The sequence below is a fragment of the Halomonas sp. GT genome, from assembly GCF_002082565.1.
GTDB lineage: Bacteria > Pseudomonadota > Gammaproteobacteria > Pseudomonadales > Halomonadaceae > Vreelandella.
The window spans coordinates 1,341,485-1,357,371 of sequence record NZ_CP020562.1 but is presented as its reverse complement, the minus strand read 5'-3'; the positions used below and the strand labels follow the sequence as shown (position 1 = coordinate 1,357,371).

Here is a 15,887-nt window from a genome sequence, read left to right as displayed (position 1 = left end):
GAGTGTGACGCTTGGCGACAAGTGCTGTGGATAGTTTTTTACCCGAGGCGCTGCAATTTCGTTCTGGTGCCCCTTTGGTGGATATCGGCGCTAACCTGACTCACGAGAGTTTTCAGCGTGATTTAGCTGATGTCATTGCTCGGGCGAAAGCGGCCAATGTAGCTACCTTAATAGTGACGGGTACTGATATTGAACACGCTGAGCAAGCCGTAGAGCTGGCTAAACAGACCCCAGGAATATATGCCACTGCCGGGGTTCACCCACACGATGCTAGCGGGTGGAACAGTGATGTGGCGCGCCAGTTGAAAGCGCTTCATCAAAAACCTGAAGTGGTTGCCGTGGGCGAGTGTGGACTGGACTTTAATCGCAATTTTTCAACGCCTCACGAGCAAGAGCGAGCGTTTGAGGCTCAGTTGGCGCTCGCTGCTGAAAGTGGCTTACCGCTATTTTTGCACGAACGTGACGCGGGGCAACGAATGCGTGAAATGCTGCATAGCTGGCGAGATGATATCAGCCAAGCCGTTATTCACTGTTTCACCGCTGACCGAGATACGCTGCACGGCTATCTCGATTTAGATCTTCATATTGGGTTAACCGGCTGGATTTGTGATGAGCGCAGAGGTCATCACCTTCGTTCAATAGTGAAAGATATTCCGTTAGAAAGGTTAATGGTAGAGACTGACTGTCCTTACCTGCTGCCTCGCAACCTTCCAGCCAAACTAAAAGGACGCCGTCACGAGCCAGCCTTGCTACCATGGATTGTAAGAGAGATTGCCCAGTGGCATGACGTGACTGAAACCGAGCTGGGGAACGCAACAACCCGCACTGCCCAGCATTTTTTCCGCCTTGATGCGGAAGCTTAAAAGGAGCGAAGCGTGGCTGATTACCCAGGATTTATTGCCATTGAGACGGGCGAAGATGACGGCTTGCCGCTGGCTATTGCCTGGTCTCTACCTGATGGACGCATTAAACAGACACTCATTCAGCCTGACGATAGCTGGATCAGTGAAGACACGAACGTGATGGGTTCTTATAGCATTGAAGAGCTAGAAAGCCTCGGCGTCAGCCCGTTGGATGTCATACGTGAACTAGAGACCGATCACTTCTCGGCTACGCTGTACACTAGCGATAACGGTGAGGATGAAGCAGCGCTGGCTCGGCTCTTTGACACCTACGGCTTGGATCCTTTTGTTGAATTAGCGCCTGCACAGGTGCTTTATGAAGCGATTAGTGCGAGAGATTGGCACCGCTTACGCAGCGAAATTTTTAACGACATGGGGCTCGAACCGATGCGGCCCGAGCACGAAATTGAAGTAATGCTAACGCTTCACAAGCAGCTTACCGAGAAAGACTAAGCCGACGCGACCAGCACCACGTCAAGTTCTCGCTGCCCCTGTTTAATGGCCTGAACTAAAGTATCTTGATGCTGATAATAGCGTGTCAACGCGATAAAGAAAGCGTTGGCACGCAATGGCAGTCCCTCTTCTAAATAACGTGCTGCTCTGGCATCTACTTTGTTGGCAAACGCCTCACGATCGACCTCAACGTCCCCACCTAAATTATCTACACTAACGTGGAATGTGCGTCCGCAGGCGTGGGTAAACAGCTTTTCCAGTGCCTGCGGAGCAATCTCCGCTTGCTCGAAGGCGTGCTGCTGCTGGGCGTTGCGCCCATCAGGCAAGTACCAGTACCCGTAATCTTCCAACTGCCGACGCTTCTCTCCTGCGATGCACCAGTGGCTGATCTCGTGCAGTGCACTAGCAAAAAAGCCGCGCGCAAAAATCACCTGATGATAAGGTGTTTCAGATGTAGCTGGGCGATATAGGGGTTCATCGCCACCTTTGATTAATCGCGTCTGATAACATTCTAAAAACACACCATCAAACAGCGCCGTTATGTCGTGAAGCGTCCAACGCTCCTGCTCTTGAGTCACCATATATCTACGTCACCGTTCATTTCGTAAAGTATACCCCCGCCTAGTCCCTATGATAAGGAAACAACAAATCATTAGACAGCTACCGATATCCCAGCGACTCCTGCTACTCTATCGGCTTTTGTTGGGTCACTTTGCTAAACAGGAAACATACCGTGGGCGGCTTTACTAGCAATATAAAATCTATCTACTGGCCAGAAACACGCACATTGGTAGCGTTAGCACTACCCATCTGCGGCGCTCAGCTCGCACAAGCGGGTATGAGCGTGGTCGATGTCATTATGACCGGCAGGCACAACGCCACCGACTTAGCTGCCGTTTCGGTTGGCTCAAGCCTATGGATGCCGCTGATGCTATTTATGACCGGTACGTTAATGGGCCTTACGCCTATCGTGGCACATCTTTTGGGCGGCAAGAGAAACATTGATATTCGCCCTGCGGTTCACCAGGCATTGTGGGTCGCCTTAGTACTCGGGTTCACTGCCGCGGCATTACTGTGGACAGTCGTTACCCCGATATTCGAACTCATGAAGGTTCCTCCAGCGGTTGCAAGAGAGTCTGCTGCCTACCTTTCCGCGGTCGCCTTCGGAATGCCTGGAATCGCCTTGTTTCAGGCGCTTAGAGCCTTTTCAGATGGCATGAATCACACCCGCCCTGCGTTATGGATAAGCTTAGTAGGATTAACCGTCAATATTCCCAGTAACTACCTACTTATCTACGGTGGCGATGGTCTGGTTAATTTATTTGGAGAAGGGTTACCCGATAGTCTCCAACAATTGCCTGCATTAGGTGCATTCGGCTGTGGTATCGCCACAGCCCTCTCGATGTGGACAATGGCCGTTGCGATGGCTCTCTACACCCGTAAAGGACACACTTATCGAAGCGTCTCAATTTGGCAGACACTGACGCCACCAAAGCTAGCGGGTATACGTGAACTTGTCGTAGTGGGTGTGCCCATCGGGGTGGCTATTTTCGTGGAAGTTACGTTATTTACACTAATAGCCCTGTTTATTGCCAGCTTTGGGGAGGTCACGGTGGGGGCTCACCAAGTTGCACTGAGCTTTACGTCTATTCTTTTTATGCTGCCAATGTCATTGAGCATGGCACTGACCGTACGCGTAGGTAATACACTAGGCCAACAACGTTCAGCCATGGCACGAACTGTTGCTTGGAATGGTATTGTGATCAGCGTTATTGTGGCGGTCATCAACAGTACACTACTTTGGTTCACAGCGGTGCCGGTGATTTCGTTGTATACCTCCAATGCCGACATCCAGGCTTTGGCGCTCACCATCATATCCCTGGCGGTTATTTTTCAACTCTCAGACTCACTTCAAGTCAACTTGGCAGGTGCATTACGAGGTTATAAAGACACTCGAATCGTGATGGTCATTACCGTACTTTCTTACTGGATTGTCGGCTTAGGCGGGGGCCACTGGCTAGGAACTCACACTATAGGTGACATGTCTGATCCATTGGGAGTGCATGGTTACTGGATAGGCCTTATTGCTGGGCTCAGCACAGCCGCACTATTACTTGCTTGGCGGTTAAAGTGGATTAGTCAACAGGAGTAAGCAATGGCACTCTACCCTCAACCTATATTATGGCTGGCTATCAGTGCCAGCTTGCTAGTAGCAGGCTGCGGAAACAGCAGTGCTGAACAGCCCTGGGTAGAGTATCACCAACAGCTCATTAGAGATCTTTCAATTGCTGATATTGAGCGTCATCCTCCACCTAATATTGGTGAGTTTCCTGAACGTCGAGAGCGACTGTTCAACATTCCTGAAACCCGAGAAGGTATGCTCAATATCTATGCGTTACGTGAGTGTCAGATAACATCACTCATTGCAGCACGGAACAATCAGTTAGGGCGCGTTGCTCCCCCTAGCCAGCACTGGCTTTACGAACGCGCGCTATGGCAACGTCTAAGTGCCTGCTGGAACAGTGATATTCCTGACCGCTTAAGTGATGACAATAAAGCGCGATTGGCTGAACTAACTGAGCTCAAGACAGAACAGCTACCAGCGGTCAGCTGGAATGCCATTTTTGATTCTGAAGAGTGGGAAAAAAGCTTTTCCCGAGCAAGCGCCCCCTTAAACAGCGCGGAACTACCTAATATTGACAATCAACTGGCTGCAGTTAACTACCTTGAGCGGATGGTGACGCACCAATTTAGCCAAGCGTGGCAGCAGGACTCTTCCGTGCTTGAAAACCACCTTAAAGTCCTGCAGGAAAGGCCTTTAACAGCAGAAATTTTACGCACACTGTTGCTCGCCCATCAGCGCTTAACGGAAGCAAACGCGGCACTTGAGTCAACGCGCTTAACGACTAATGAATGTCTGCAAGATGATTTTTCAGTAGAACTTAATCAAGTTGAGCGGATTTCCCTCAAGTGGCTTACAGCAATTAACCGATTAATTAATGCCCATCAAATAACGCCGCCAGAAGTGGTTAAGAACTATCAGAACACTTGGTTGTCTCTGCGTAACCCCCAGGCCCCTTGGCAGCAACTGCAACGAGTAAAAATGGAACACCAAGCGCTACGAGATCAATTTAATCGCTGTTCTGATAATTAAAAATCACATACCCTCTTAACCTTCTGAGCAACCTGTGCTATTGGTGAACTAAGTGGTGGGCAAGCACACGCTACCCACCGATGTCGTGACCACGCAGCACAAGGAGGGACATTATGGGCGCAACCCTGTCACCCCGCTCTGCCCAGGTCATCGACCTGGAAACCGTGCGTCAGCGTCAGCAGGCGCAAAAATGTTTGATCCGCCTAGCCCCTGAGCTAGACGGGTTAGAGATGGTCTACCAGCTCGCTGCGAGTCCCGACACGTATTACGGCCTACCTGTTTTGGCCTGGGGGCTACAAGAGAACGGTAACGTCATTGGCCTTGTACCATGGATGGAGAAGCTCGCTGCTTGTCATGAGCTAGACAGCCATGAAAACGGCCAGTTTATTGGCTATCGCGATCCAGAAACCGAAGAAATTTTCGCCCTTCCTCCTGATCATAAATACGATGAGCTAACGGCTTCAGCCAGCTACTTCGAGTATGAATCTTCTGGTGAGGTTACACTGATTCAACAACTTCCGGACACCCTGGGCACTCATGCTTTATGCATGAATCATCCTGATGCCCCCTGGAACATGAAGCAAGTCTATGGATGGCGTCTCTACAGTGATGGAAGTGTTGAAGCAGTTCTTGCTGATGAACAGCAAGCCACAATGTCCCCCATCCTTCTTGGTGACAAGTGCCTTTACGATGCCCACTCCCGCCATCGCATGGTTTACTTTTTTCAACGCCATATCGCTAGCCGCATAATGGATGAAGACCCTGCGACACTGGAAGCCTTGACGATGATGGTTGTTCCAAATAAAGAAGGGAGATCTTAATAAGCACTTGCGAGGCTATCCAATGAAAGCCAGTGCCTAGAGCCAGTATTAATGGCTAGCCTCGCATAGCTGCAGAAACCTTACGCTAGGCGAATAAGATACACGTAGTGGTCATCAGATTCCTCTTGCAGCAGCAGCTGGTGTCCCAAAAATTGACAAAATTTTGGGACATCGCGAATCGTTGCAGGGTCTGTTGCTATTACTTTCAACACCTGCCCCGGCACCATATCACGCACCTTATTATGCATTAACATAATAGGTTCAGGGCAATATAAACCCGTTGTGTCTAACGATGTATCAAAGGCACTTGGGTCATACGTATTATCAGTCATCTACAATCTCGTTTAGGAAACAGACAGCATGATCAAAGTAATCATTGAACGGCGCATTATGCCTGGCCTGGAAGAAGAATATGAGCTGGCTGCACGCGAAGCAATGCGCGTTTCACTTGGCGTACGAGGATTTGTCGGTGGAGAAACACTCGTCGAACTTGGCCATACAGATCGTCGCCTGATGATTACCAAATGGCGCGATCTTCGCGCTTGGAAAGAGTGGCATTCAAGTGAAGCACGTGCAGCGGCCATGCAGAGTATCTTACCTCTATTAACAGAAGACGAAACAATCCGCGTATACGAGCCAGGCTGTTAACATCCTCACGCTACCCCACTTACCTTTAAATTAGTGAGCGAGCCTTACATGAACCGTCACTTCTTCCCGATCATGGTAGAGGTGGCGACATGTGATTTTAGCGCGCACTCCCGCCGCTTCCAACGCTTCTTCCAACGTGCTAATACAGCGGTTAACCTCGTCCCAGCGTTTCTTCATGGGCAGTTTTAAATTAAAAATTGCTTCTCGGCACCATTTGCGGGTTAACCACCTTTCCACCATTGCTAGCACGCGCACAGGTTTATCAACGATATCACAAACTAGCCAATCCATTCGTTGCGGCGGCTCCCAAGTAAATCCATCTTCTTTAAGATGATCTATCTGTCCCGTAGCCATTAGCTGCTTGTCCATTGGCCCATTATCAATGGCATAAACATACATGCCACGCTGAACTAACTGCCATGTCCAACCACCAGGAGCGGCTCCTAAATCCGCTGCTTGCATATGATCTGCAAGCCGGGTATCCCACTCTTCTCGCGGAATAAACTCATGCCATGCCTCTTCTAACTTCAGCGTTGATCGGCTTGGTGCGCGGGAAGGGAAACGTAGGCGGCGTATACCATTAATCAGCTCACTTCGATTGTCAGGAAAGCTCATACCCAACTGAACACGATCACCATCCGTCCAGAAAATATGCAAACGACGTGCACCAGCCTTACCGCGCAAGGCACCCCGTTTTTTAAGCATACTCTGCAAAGGTTTAGTCAGCGCTTTAATTAGGCCTGCCAATGCTTTGCCATCATTGGTATCTGGCGTTTCATGCCAAATTTCTTCAAAGCTCCAACGACTTGACTTTACTTGATCAAGAATAGCAGTGAGCCTATCATCTCTAGACAACGTAAGAGCAGGCAGCGCCGCCAGGCTTTGACGAGCAAAAATGAGTCGCTTAAACGCCGCTTTACGGTGTAAATCATTAATTGGCTCTTCATCTAAGCGCGTCAAACTCGCCCAGCCATCGCCTTGCGCAGGCTCGCAATCCACCTCATGCTGTTTGGCATGGTGCTGCATTTCAGCCAGCGCGTCATTCTCAAACCCTGGGCGGCAATAGACAAGCCACGATGTGGGTACTGTTTCACTCACCCTTTCACCTCGAAAGTAATTTCATGTCATAGGTGAACATCTATTCAGAATAAAATGCCCCCGTTAATCGCCGCATCATAGCACTTTCTTTCAATTGCTTTCTAAGTAGTGAGATTAGTAGCGGTAATTTATCTGCTTGATACGCTTAAAACATTATCAGCGCCCCCCAGCTCTCGTCATTCCCACAGGCCCTTAGCGGGAATCCATGTTGAGCTGGGGTTCCAGGCTTCTGCAGGCCAAGGTCAAGGTGGATTCCCGATAACCCCACTCGGGAATGACGGTGCAGTGACTTGGGAACGTCCCTAATTGATTTTCTTCCGCACAAACAAAAAACCCAGCCGATGGGCTGGGTTTTTTGCGGTATAAGTGCCTGACGATGACCTACTCTCGCATGGGGAGACCCCACACTACCATCGGCGCTAAGCGGTTTCACTTCTGAGTTCGGCATGGGATCAGGTGGTTCACGCGTGCTATGGTCGTCAGGCGTAACTTTTAATGCATATCATGCTGAACATGTTACTGATGTTTTGTGGCGTCTCTTTCGTCTCAAGTCCTTCGTGTGTCACGTTGGGCTTGATTCGCGTATCCGGTTCTCTGAGTGTCTTCACACTCGTCTCGTTATCACTGCGACCAGACCCCTTGGGTGTTATAGGGTCAAGCCTCACGGGCCATTAGTACACGTTAGCTCAACGCCTTGCAGCGCTTCCACACCGTGCCTATCAACCAGCTGGTCTCGCTGGGCCCTTCAGGAAGCTCTAGGCCTCAGGGATGTCTCATCTTGAAGGGGGCTTCCCGCTTAGATGCTTTCAGCGGTTATCCCGTCCGCACATAGCTACCCGGCAATGCCACTGGCGTGACAACCGGAACACCAGAGGTGCGTCCACTCCGGTCCTCTCGTACTAGGAGCAGCCCTTCTCAAACATCCAACGCCCACGGCAGATAGGGACCGAACTGTCTCACGACGTTCTAAACCCAGCTCGCGTACCACTTTAAATGGCGAACAGCCATACCCTTGGGACCGACTTCAGCCCCAGGATGTGATGAGCCGACATCGAGGTGCCAAACACCGCCGTCGATGTGAACTCTTGGGCGGTATCAGCCTGTTATCCCCGGAGTACCTTTTATCCGTTGAGCGATGGCCCTTCCATACAGAACCACCGGATCACTAGAACCTGCTTTCGCACCTGCTCGACGTGTCTGTCTCGCAGTCAAGCACCCTTATGCTCTTGCACTCACTGCACGATGTCCGACCGTGCTGAGGGTACCTTCGTGCTCCTCCGTTACTCTTTGGGAGGAGACCGCCCCAGTCAAACTACCCACCACACACTGTCCTCGATCCGGATAACGGACCTGAGTGAGAACGCCAATGATGCCAGGCTGGTATTTCAAGGTTGGCTCCCCTCGAACTGGCGTCCGAGATTCAAAGCCTCCCAGCTATCCTACACAGGCAACATCAGCGTCCAGTGTGAAGCTATAGTAAAGGTTCACGGGGTCTTTCCGTCTAGCCGCGGGTACACCGCATCTTCACGGCGATTTCAATTTCACTGAGTCTCGGGTGGAGACAGCGTGGCCATCATTACGCCATTCGTGCAGGTCGGAACTTACCCGACAAGGAATTTCGCTACCTTAGGACCGTTATAGTTACGGCCGCCGTTTACCGGGGCTTCAATCAAGAGCTTCGCCTTGCGGCTAACACCATCATTTAACCTTCCGGCACCGGGCAGGCGTCACACCCTATACGTCCGCTTGCGCGTTAGCAGAGTGCTGTGTTTTTACTAAACAGTTGCAGCCACCTGGTATCTTCGACCGGTTCGGGCTCTGAGAGCAAGTCTCGTCACCCTACGCCGGCGTGCCTTCTCCCGAAGTTACGGCACCATTTTGCCTAGTTCCTTCACCCGAGTTCTCTCAAGCGCCTTGGGATTCTCACCCTGACCACCTGTGTCGGTTTGGGGTACGGTCGCACATGATCTGAAGCTTAGAGGCTTTTCCTGGAAGCGTGGCATCAATGACTTCCTGACCGTGGTCAGTTCGTTTCGTGTCTCGGCCTTAAAGCATCCCGGATTTACCTAAGATGCCAGCCTACTCACTTTCACCAGGACAACCAACGCCTGGCTCACCTAGCCTTCTCCGTCCCCCCATCGCAATCATGTCCGGTACGGGAATATTAACCCGTTTCCCATCGACTACGCCTTTCGGCCTCGCCTTAGGGGCCGACTCACTCTGCTCCGATTAGCGTCGAACAGAAACCCTTGGTCTTCCGGCGAGGGAGTTTTTCACTCCCTTTATCGTTACTCATGTCAGCATTCGCACTCGTGATACCTCCAGCGAACTTCTCAATTCACCTTCATTGGCTTACACGACGCTCCTCTACCGCTCACACCTAAGTGTGAACCCGTAGCTTCGGTACCTGGTTTAGCCCCGTTACATCTTCCGCGCAGGCCGACTCGACTAGTGAGCTATTACGCTTTCTTTAAAGGATGGCTGCTTCTAAGCCAACCTCCTAGCTGTCTGAGCCTTCCCACATCGTTTCCCACTTAACCAGGATTTCGGGACCTTAGCTGACGGTCTGGGTTGTTTCCCTTTTCACGACGGACGTTAGCACCCGCCGTGTGTCTCCCACGCTCGCACTCACCGGTATTCGGAGTTTGCCTCGGGTTGGTAAGTCGGGATGACCCCCTAGCCGAAACAGTGCTCTACCCCCGGCGGTGATACGTGAGGCGCTACCTAAATAGCTTTCGAGGAGAACCAGCTATCTCCGAGCTTGATTAGCCTTTCACTCCGATCCACAAGTCATCCAAATCTTTTTCAACAGATCCTGGTTCGGGCCTCCAGTTGATGTTACTCAACCTTCACCCTGCTCATGGATAGATCGCTCGGTTTCGGGTCTATATCCAGCGACTGTGTCGCCCAGTTAAGACTCGGTTTCCCTACGGCTCCCCTAAACGGTTAACCTCGCCACTGAATATAAGTCGCTGACCCATTATACAAAAGGTACGCAGTCACAGAACAAGTCTGCTCCTACTGCTTGTACGCACACGGTTTCAGGATCTATTTCACTCCCCTCTCCGGGGTTCTTTTCGCCTTTCCCTCACGGTACTGGTTCACTATCGGTCAGCCAGGAGTATTTAGCCTTGGAGGATGGTCCCCCCGTCTTCAGTCAAGGTTTCTCGTGCCCCGACCTACTCGATTTCACATGATCAGATTTTCGACTACGGGGCTATCACCCACTATGGCCGCGCTTCCCAGCGCATTCGCCTAATCAGTCACATGCTTAAGGGCTGGTCCCCGTTCGCTCGCCGCTACTAGGGGAATCTCGGTTGATTTCTTTTCCTCAGGGTACTTAGATGTTTCAGTTCCCCTGGTTCGCCTCTTACGCCTATATATTCAGCGTAAGATACTCATCTTATGATGAGTGGGTTTCCCCATTCAGAAATGCCCGGGTCACAGGTTGTTTGCCACCTCGCCGAGCCTTATCGCAGGCTTCCACGTCTTTCATCGCCTCTGGCTGCCTAGGCATCCACCGTGTGCGCTTCATTGCTTGACCCTATAACCCGAAGGAGTCTGGTGTCTCGCAATGATAACGATTGCCGGATACGCTTGAGACGTATCACAAAACAATTACGTATAAACACTTCAAAGAAGCGTTTATGTCAGCATGATATACATTGTTAAAGAGCGACTGCTATGCGCAGTGATAAGCGGTTGCTTTTTTCACATTAAAAGGAAAAGAAAGGTCTTTAAAGAAGATCTTAAAAAAGCTCTTTTCTCTTCTTTCACTATGAAGAAAACGCTTATCACTGCGTATCAACAGCATTCTGATCAGGTAATTCATTGTGAGCGCTTACCGCGAGGGATGATGCATCGTTTAAGGAGGTGATCCAGCCGCAGGTTCCCCTACGGCTACCTTGTTACGACTTCACCCCAGTCATGAACCACACCGTGGTGATCGCCCTCTTGCGTTAGGCTAACCACTTCTGGTGCAGTCCACTCCCATGGTGTGACGGGCGGTGTGTACAAGGCCCGGGAACGTATTCACCGTGACATTCTGATTCACGATTACTAGCGATTCCGACTTCACGGAGTCGAGTTGCAGACTCCGATCCGGACTGAGACCGGCTTTTCGGGATTAGCTGACTCTCGCGAGCTCGCAACCCTTTGTACCGGCCATTGTAGCACGTGTGTAGCCCTACTCGTAAGGGCCATGATGACTTGACGTCGTCCCCACCTTCCTCCGGTTTGTCACCGGCAGTCTCCTTAGAGTTCCCGGCATTACCCGCTGGCAAATAAGGACAAGGGTTGCGCTCGTTACGGGACTTAACCCAACATTTCACAACACGAGCTGACGACAGCCATGCAGCACCTGTCTCTGCGTTCCCGAAGGCACCAAGTGATCTCTCACAAGTTCGCAGGATGTCAAGAGTAGGTAAGGTTCTTCGCGTTGCATCGAATTAAACCACATGCTCCACCGCTTGTGCGGGCCCCCGTCAATTCATTTGAGTTTTAACCTTGCGGCCGTACTCCCCAGGCGGTCGACTTATCGCGTTAACTTCGCCACAAAGTGCGCTAGGCACCCAACGGCTGGTCGACATCGTTTACGGCGTGGACTACCAGGGTATCTAATCCTGTTTGCTACCCACGCTTTCGCACCTCAGTGTCAGTGTCAGTCCAGAAGGCCGCCTTCGCCACTGGTATTCCTCCCGATCTCTACGCATTTCACCGCTACACCGGGAATTCTACCTTCCTCTCCTGCACTCTAGCTTGACAGTTCCGGATGCCGTTCCCAGGTTGAGCCCGGGGCTTTCACAACCGGCTTATCAAGCCACCTACGCGCGCTTTACGCCCAGTAATTCCGATTAACGCTTGCACCCTCCGTATTACCGCGGCTGCTGGCACGGAGTTAGCCGGTGCTTCTTCTGCGAGTGATGTCTTTCCTAATGGGTATTAACCACTAGGCGTTCTTCCTCGCTGAAAGTGCTTTACAACCCGAAGGCCTTCTTCACACACGCGGCATGGCTGGATCAGGGTTGCCCCCATTGTCCAATATTCCCCACTGCTGCCTCCCGTAGGAGTTCGGGCCGTGTCTCAGTCCCGATGTGGCTGATCATCCTCTCAGACCAGCTACGGATCGTTGCCTTGGTGAGCCTTTACCTCACCAACTAGCTAATCCGACATAGGCTCATCCAATAGCGGGAGCCGGAGCCCCCTTTCTCCCGTAGGACGTATGCGGTATTAGCCTGGGTTTCCCCAGGTTATCCCCCACTACCGGGCAGATTCCTATGCATTACTCACCCGTCCGCCGCTCGTCAGCGGGTAGCAAGCTACCCCTGTTACCGCTCGACTTGCATGTGTTAGGCCTGCCGCCAGCGTTCAATCTGAGCCATGATCAAACTCTTCAGTTTAAAATCATTGTGATACTTACTTGTCACCCGAAGGCAACAAAAGCGCATCAAACTTGGCTCAAGGTTCAAACGAATTCATTTCAATTTACATTGTCATGACCGCTTGCCTTGATATTTGGTGATTTATCACCCTCATCGGCAAGCGCCCACATGAATTACCTGATCAAATTGTTAAAGAGCTGTTTTCGCTGCTGAACTTCCGAAGAAGTGACTGACTAACCGATGAACTGGCTTGCCTCAGCGAGGAAGGCGTATTCTACGCATTTCCTAGTGTTTGTCAATCACTGTTTTTAGCGAGTGAAGCGAGTGGGTTAAGAAAGCGAGATAACGATGCTTTCTTTATAACTACCCTAACTCTCTGACAAACCGAAGGTTTTCACCTTCAATCACCGCTGGTAACGCTGTGCGTCCCCGGCAGCGGATGCGTACTTTACGGATTCGCTGCCGTCTTGGCAAGGGCTATTGGAAAATAAATTGAAATAAAAAAGCGGCAGGTATTGTTCCAAGAACAAGCCTGCCGCAAACCACCGATCAGTCCCCTGACCAGAGAGTACTCAGTTAAACCTAATGCTTAAATCTCAAAGCCCAAGCCAAAATCTTCGCTCGACATCGCCATAAGGCTTCCCGCCCCCGCTTGAATCATCTGAGCATGTGCTTTAGTACGCGGCAGCAGGCGCTGGTAATAGAAACGAGCAGTATTCAACTTGGCCGCATAAAACGCCTTATCGCCACCTTCCAATTCCACCAACGACTGCTTAGCTGCGCGGGCAAAAAGGTACGCCAAGGTGACATAGCCGGAGTACATGAGGTAGTCAACGCTAGCCGCCCCCACTTCTTCACGGTCTTGCATGGCTTTCATACCCACGCCCATCGTTAGCTCGCCCCACTCAGCATTCAGCTTCGCTAGCGGCTCAACAAACTCTTTTAGAGCAGGGTTATCAGCTTCCGTCTTACAGAACTTATGGATCTCTTTGGTGAATACTTTTAGCGATTCACCCTGGCTCATCAACACCTTTCGACCAAGCAGGTCTAACGCTTGAATGCCGGTAGTACCTTCATATAGGCGGGTAATACGCGCATCACGCACCAACTGCTCCATCCCCCACTCTTTAATGAAGCCGTGCCCACCAAAAATCTGCACGCCTTCATTGGTGCACTCAAAACCAACTTCAGTGAGAAACGCTTTCACGATAGGCGTTAATAGGCCAAGCAGAGTTTCAGCCTGCTCTTTCTCTTCGCCGGGCTTACCGTGCTCAACGATATCTAGCATTTGAGCGGTGTATAGCACCAGCATGCGACCACCCTCGGCGAACGCCTTCTGGGTTAGTAGCATACGGCGCACATCAGGATGAACAATAATCGGGTCTGCTACTTTCTCAGGCGCTTGAGCACCGGAAAGGGCACGCATTTGTAACCGGTCACGAGCGTAACTGAGCGAGTTTTGGAAACTGGCTTCAATTAAGCCTAAGCCTTGAATGCCCACCCCGAGACGTGCGGCGTTCATCATAGTGAACATGCACGCCAACCCTTTGTTAGGCGCTCCAACTAAATAGCCAGTCGCACCATCAAAGTTCATCACGCAGGTCGCATTACCGTGAATACCCATTTTGTGTTCGAGCGAGCCACAGGAAACGCCATTACGATCGCCGGGATTGCCTTGAGCATCGGGCATAAACTTAGGCACAACAAATAGAGAAATACCTTTCGAGCCCTCAGGAGCACCAGGCAGTTTGGCTAATACGAGGTGTACGATATTTTCTGCCAGATTATGGTCGCCAGCAGAAATAAAGATTTTAGTACCTGTAATGGCATAGGCACCGCTTTCATCAGGCACCGCACGCGTCTTAATTAATCCTAGGTCAGTACCACAGTGGGGCTCGGTGAGACACATAGTGCCTGTCCAAACACCCTCAACCAGCTTGGTAAGGTAGGTTTCCTTTTGCTCATCAGTACCATGGTGCCGAAGTGCATCGGCCGCACCATGGGAAAGCCCTGGATACATACCCCACGCTAAGTTAGTAGCGCAGATCATTTCAGACAGCATCATCGCCAATGAGGGCGGAAGACCTTGCCCGCCTTGCTCAGGGTCTGCTGCCAAGCTTGGCCAGCCACCTTCAACATATTGCTGATAGGCCTCTTTAAAACCTTGCGGCGCTTTCACTTCGCCACCTTCTAACAAGCACCCCTCTTCATCACCGCTTTGGTTGAGCGGAAGCAGCACCTCACGGGCAAAGCGCGCACCCTCTTCAAGAATCGCACTCACGACGTCTGGAGACGCATCATCGCCACATGGCAACGCTGCATAGTGACTGGGATAGTCAAACATTTCGTCCATAACGAAACGCATATCACGTAGAGGGGCTTGATAGCTGGGCATGTCACTTCTCCTGAGCAGGGGGCTGAAAGCGGCTTACATTTTAGTACGGCTTGGATTTCAAAAAAGCCACTTTCAAACACATGTTTGAAAACTAGCGCGCAGCCGCACCATAGTCAAGCGGTCGTTTGAATATAACACCTAAAACCGCTACAACTTTGGTCGACCAACCGGTAAAAAATTGATCTATAAACAAAAAAACCTGTCAGCAAAAGTGCTGACAGGTTATCAGACGCTACTAATTTTCCAGCCCATTTACTGCATTCGAATGCCGCCATCCAGCCGAATCACTTCACCATTCAACATTGGGTTAGTAATAATCTGCTCAGCCAACTGAGCAAATTCATCTGGCTTACCCAACCGTTTGGGGAAAGGCACAGCAGCGGCTAAGGCTTGAGCCGCTTCGTCAGGAATCTCGCTCATCATGGGCGTTTCAAAAACGCCAGGCGCAATCGCCATAACGCGAATAGCATGACGCGATAGCTCTCTAGCAGCAGGCAAACTCATTCCCACAACACCGGCTTTCGAAGCACTGTAAGCACATTGCCCCACCTGCCCATCAAATGCCGCGATAGAAGCCGTATTAATAATTACGCCCCGCTCACCGCTTTCATTGGGCGTATTTTTGGCCATGGCGGCGGCTGCCAAACGCATCACATTAAACGTACCTACTAAATTAATGTTGATCGTTTTTGCATAGCTTTCCAGATCTGCAGGATTGCCATTACGGTCAACCAGCTTGGCCACGCTGACTACGCCAGCACAGTGAATAACACCCGAAAGGCCGTTTTCACCTCCCAGTGCAATCGCTTCGTCAATCGCCTGCTGCATTTGCTCGGCAGAGGTGATATCAGCTATGCAGGCCACTGCACGATCACCTAAGCGTTTAGCATGATCCGACACGCTATTATTCATGTCACACAATACTACGCTCCCACCGGCAGCTATTAGGCGCTCTGCTGTTGCCGCACCAAGCCCTGAAGCAGCACCAGTAATTAAAAACGTACCATCCTTTACCTGCATTTCAACTTTCCTTTG

General features: G+C 51.0%; 11 protein-coding genes and 3 rRNA genes. 6 read left to right on the top strand and 8 right to left on the bottom strand.

Features of this window, described 5'->3' with window-relative positions:
* Positions 1–11: 11 nt before the first annotated feature.
* The gene (locus tag B6A39_RS06370) at positions 12–863 is read left to right on the top strand and encodes a TatD family hydrolase (RefSeq protein ID WP_083002708.1); all 852 of its coding nucleotides are present in this window, start codon (positions 12–14) and stop codon (positions 861–863) included.
* Positions 864–875: 12 nt separating this feature from the next.
* The gene (locus tag B6A39_RS06365; protein WP_038483013.1) at positions 876–1,355 is read left to right on the top strand and encodes a hypothetical protein; all 480 of its coding nucleotides are present in this window, start codon (positions 876–878) and stop codon (positions 1,353–1,355) included.
* On the opposite strand, the gene B6A39_RS06360 is transcribed toward B6A39_RS06365, so the two are convergent.
* A complete protein-coding gene (locus B6A39_RS06360; protein ID WP_083002704.1) occupies positions 1,352–1,936 on the bottom strand; it encodes an elongation factor P hydroxylase in 585 nt (194 codons plus the stop codon). The two genes, B6A39_RS06365 and B6A39_RS06360, sit on opposite strands and share 4 nt — an antisense overlap.
* Before the next feature lie 152 nt (positions 1,937–2,088).
* Here B6A39_RS06360 and B6A39_RS06355 point away from each other — a divergent pair, with 152 nt between their 5' ends.
* The 3 genes from B6A39_RS06355 to B6A39_RS06345 all read left to right on the top strand — a co-directional run bounded on the left by B6A39_RS06355 (position 2,089) and on the right by B6A39_RS06345 (position 5,330).
* A complete protein-coding gene (locus B6A39_RS06355) occupies positions 2,089–3,507 on the top strand; it encodes an MATE family efflux transporter (protein WP_083002701.1) in 1,419 nt (472 codons plus the stop codon).
* Between the two features lie 3 nt (positions 3,508–3,510).
* On the top strand, positions 3,511–4,509 hold the full coding sequence (locus tag B6A39_RS06350) for a DUF3080 family protein (RefSeq protein ID WP_083002698.1): 999 nt from the start codon (positions 3,511–3,513) through the stop codon (positions 4,507–4,509).
* A 113-nt stretch (positions 4,510–4,622) separates the two neighbouring features.
* Entirely contained in the window at positions 4,623–5,330 is a 708-nt protein-coding gene (locus tag B6A39_RS06345) for a hypothetical protein (protein ID WP_083002695.1), read from the top strand.
* An 80-nt stretch (positions 5,331–5,410) separates the two neighbouring features.
* On the opposite strand, the gene tusA is transcribed toward B6A39_RS06345, so the two are convergent.
* Positions 5,411–5,662, bottom strand: a complete 252-nt coding sequence (gene tusA, locus B6A39_RS06340) for a sulfurtransferase TusA (RefSeq protein ID WP_083002692.1) — start codon at positions 5,660–5,662, stop codon at positions 5,411–5,413.
* 28 nt (positions 5,663–5,690) lie between these two features.
* On the opposite strand from tusA, the gene B6A39_RS06335 reads away from it, so the two are divergent.
* Positions 5,691–5,978, top strand: a complete 288-nt coding sequence (locus B6A39_RS06335; RefSeq protein ID WP_038482998.1) for an antibiotic biosynthesis monooxygenase family protein — start codon at positions 5,691–5,693, stop codon at positions 5,976–5,978.
* 30 nt (positions 5,979–6,008) lie between these two features.
* Here B6A39_RS06335 and rlmM read toward each other — a convergent pair whose 3' ends face one another.
* From rlmM to B6A39_RS06305, 6 genes are all read right to left on the bottom strand, one after another.
* On the bottom strand, positions 6,009–7,076 hold the full coding sequence (gene rlmM, locus B6A39_RS06330; RefSeq protein ID WP_083002688.1) for a 23S rRNA (cytidine(2498)-2'-O)-methyltransferase RlmM: 1,068 nt from the start codon (positions 7,074–7,076) through the stop codon (positions 6,009–6,011).
* Positions 7,077–7,444: 368 nt separating this feature from the next.
* A 5S ribosomal RNA gene (gene rrf, locus B6A39_RS06325) occupies positions 7,445–7,560 on the bottom strand.
* Between the two features lie 166 nt (positions 7,561–7,726).
* Positions 7,727–10,620: ribosomal RNA gene (locus tag B6A39_RS06320) — 23S ribosomal RNA — on the bottom strand.
* A 322-nt stretch (positions 10,621–10,942) separates the two neighbouring features.
* Positions 10,943–12,475, bottom strand: a 16S ribosomal RNA gene (locus tag B6A39_RS06315).
* Together the 16S, 23S and 5S rRNA genes form the textbook arrangement of a ribosomal RNA operon.
* Before the next feature lie 571 nt (positions 12,476–13,046).
* Positions 13,047–14,852 (bottom strand): acyl-CoA dehydrogenase C-terminal domain-containing protein, encoded by a 1,806-nt coding sequence (locus B6A39_RS06310; RefSeq protein WP_083002684.1) that lies wholly within the window; start codon positions 14,850–14,852, stop codon positions 13,047–13,049.
* Positions 14,853–15,104: 252 nt separating this feature from the next.
* Complete coding sequence (locus tag B6A39_RS06305) at positions 15,105–15,872, bottom strand: SDR family NAD(P)-dependent oxidoreductase (RefSeq protein WP_083002681.1); 768 nt, start codon at positions 15,870–15,872, stop codon at positions 15,105–15,107.
* Positions 15,873–15,887 lie beyond the last annotated feature (15 nt).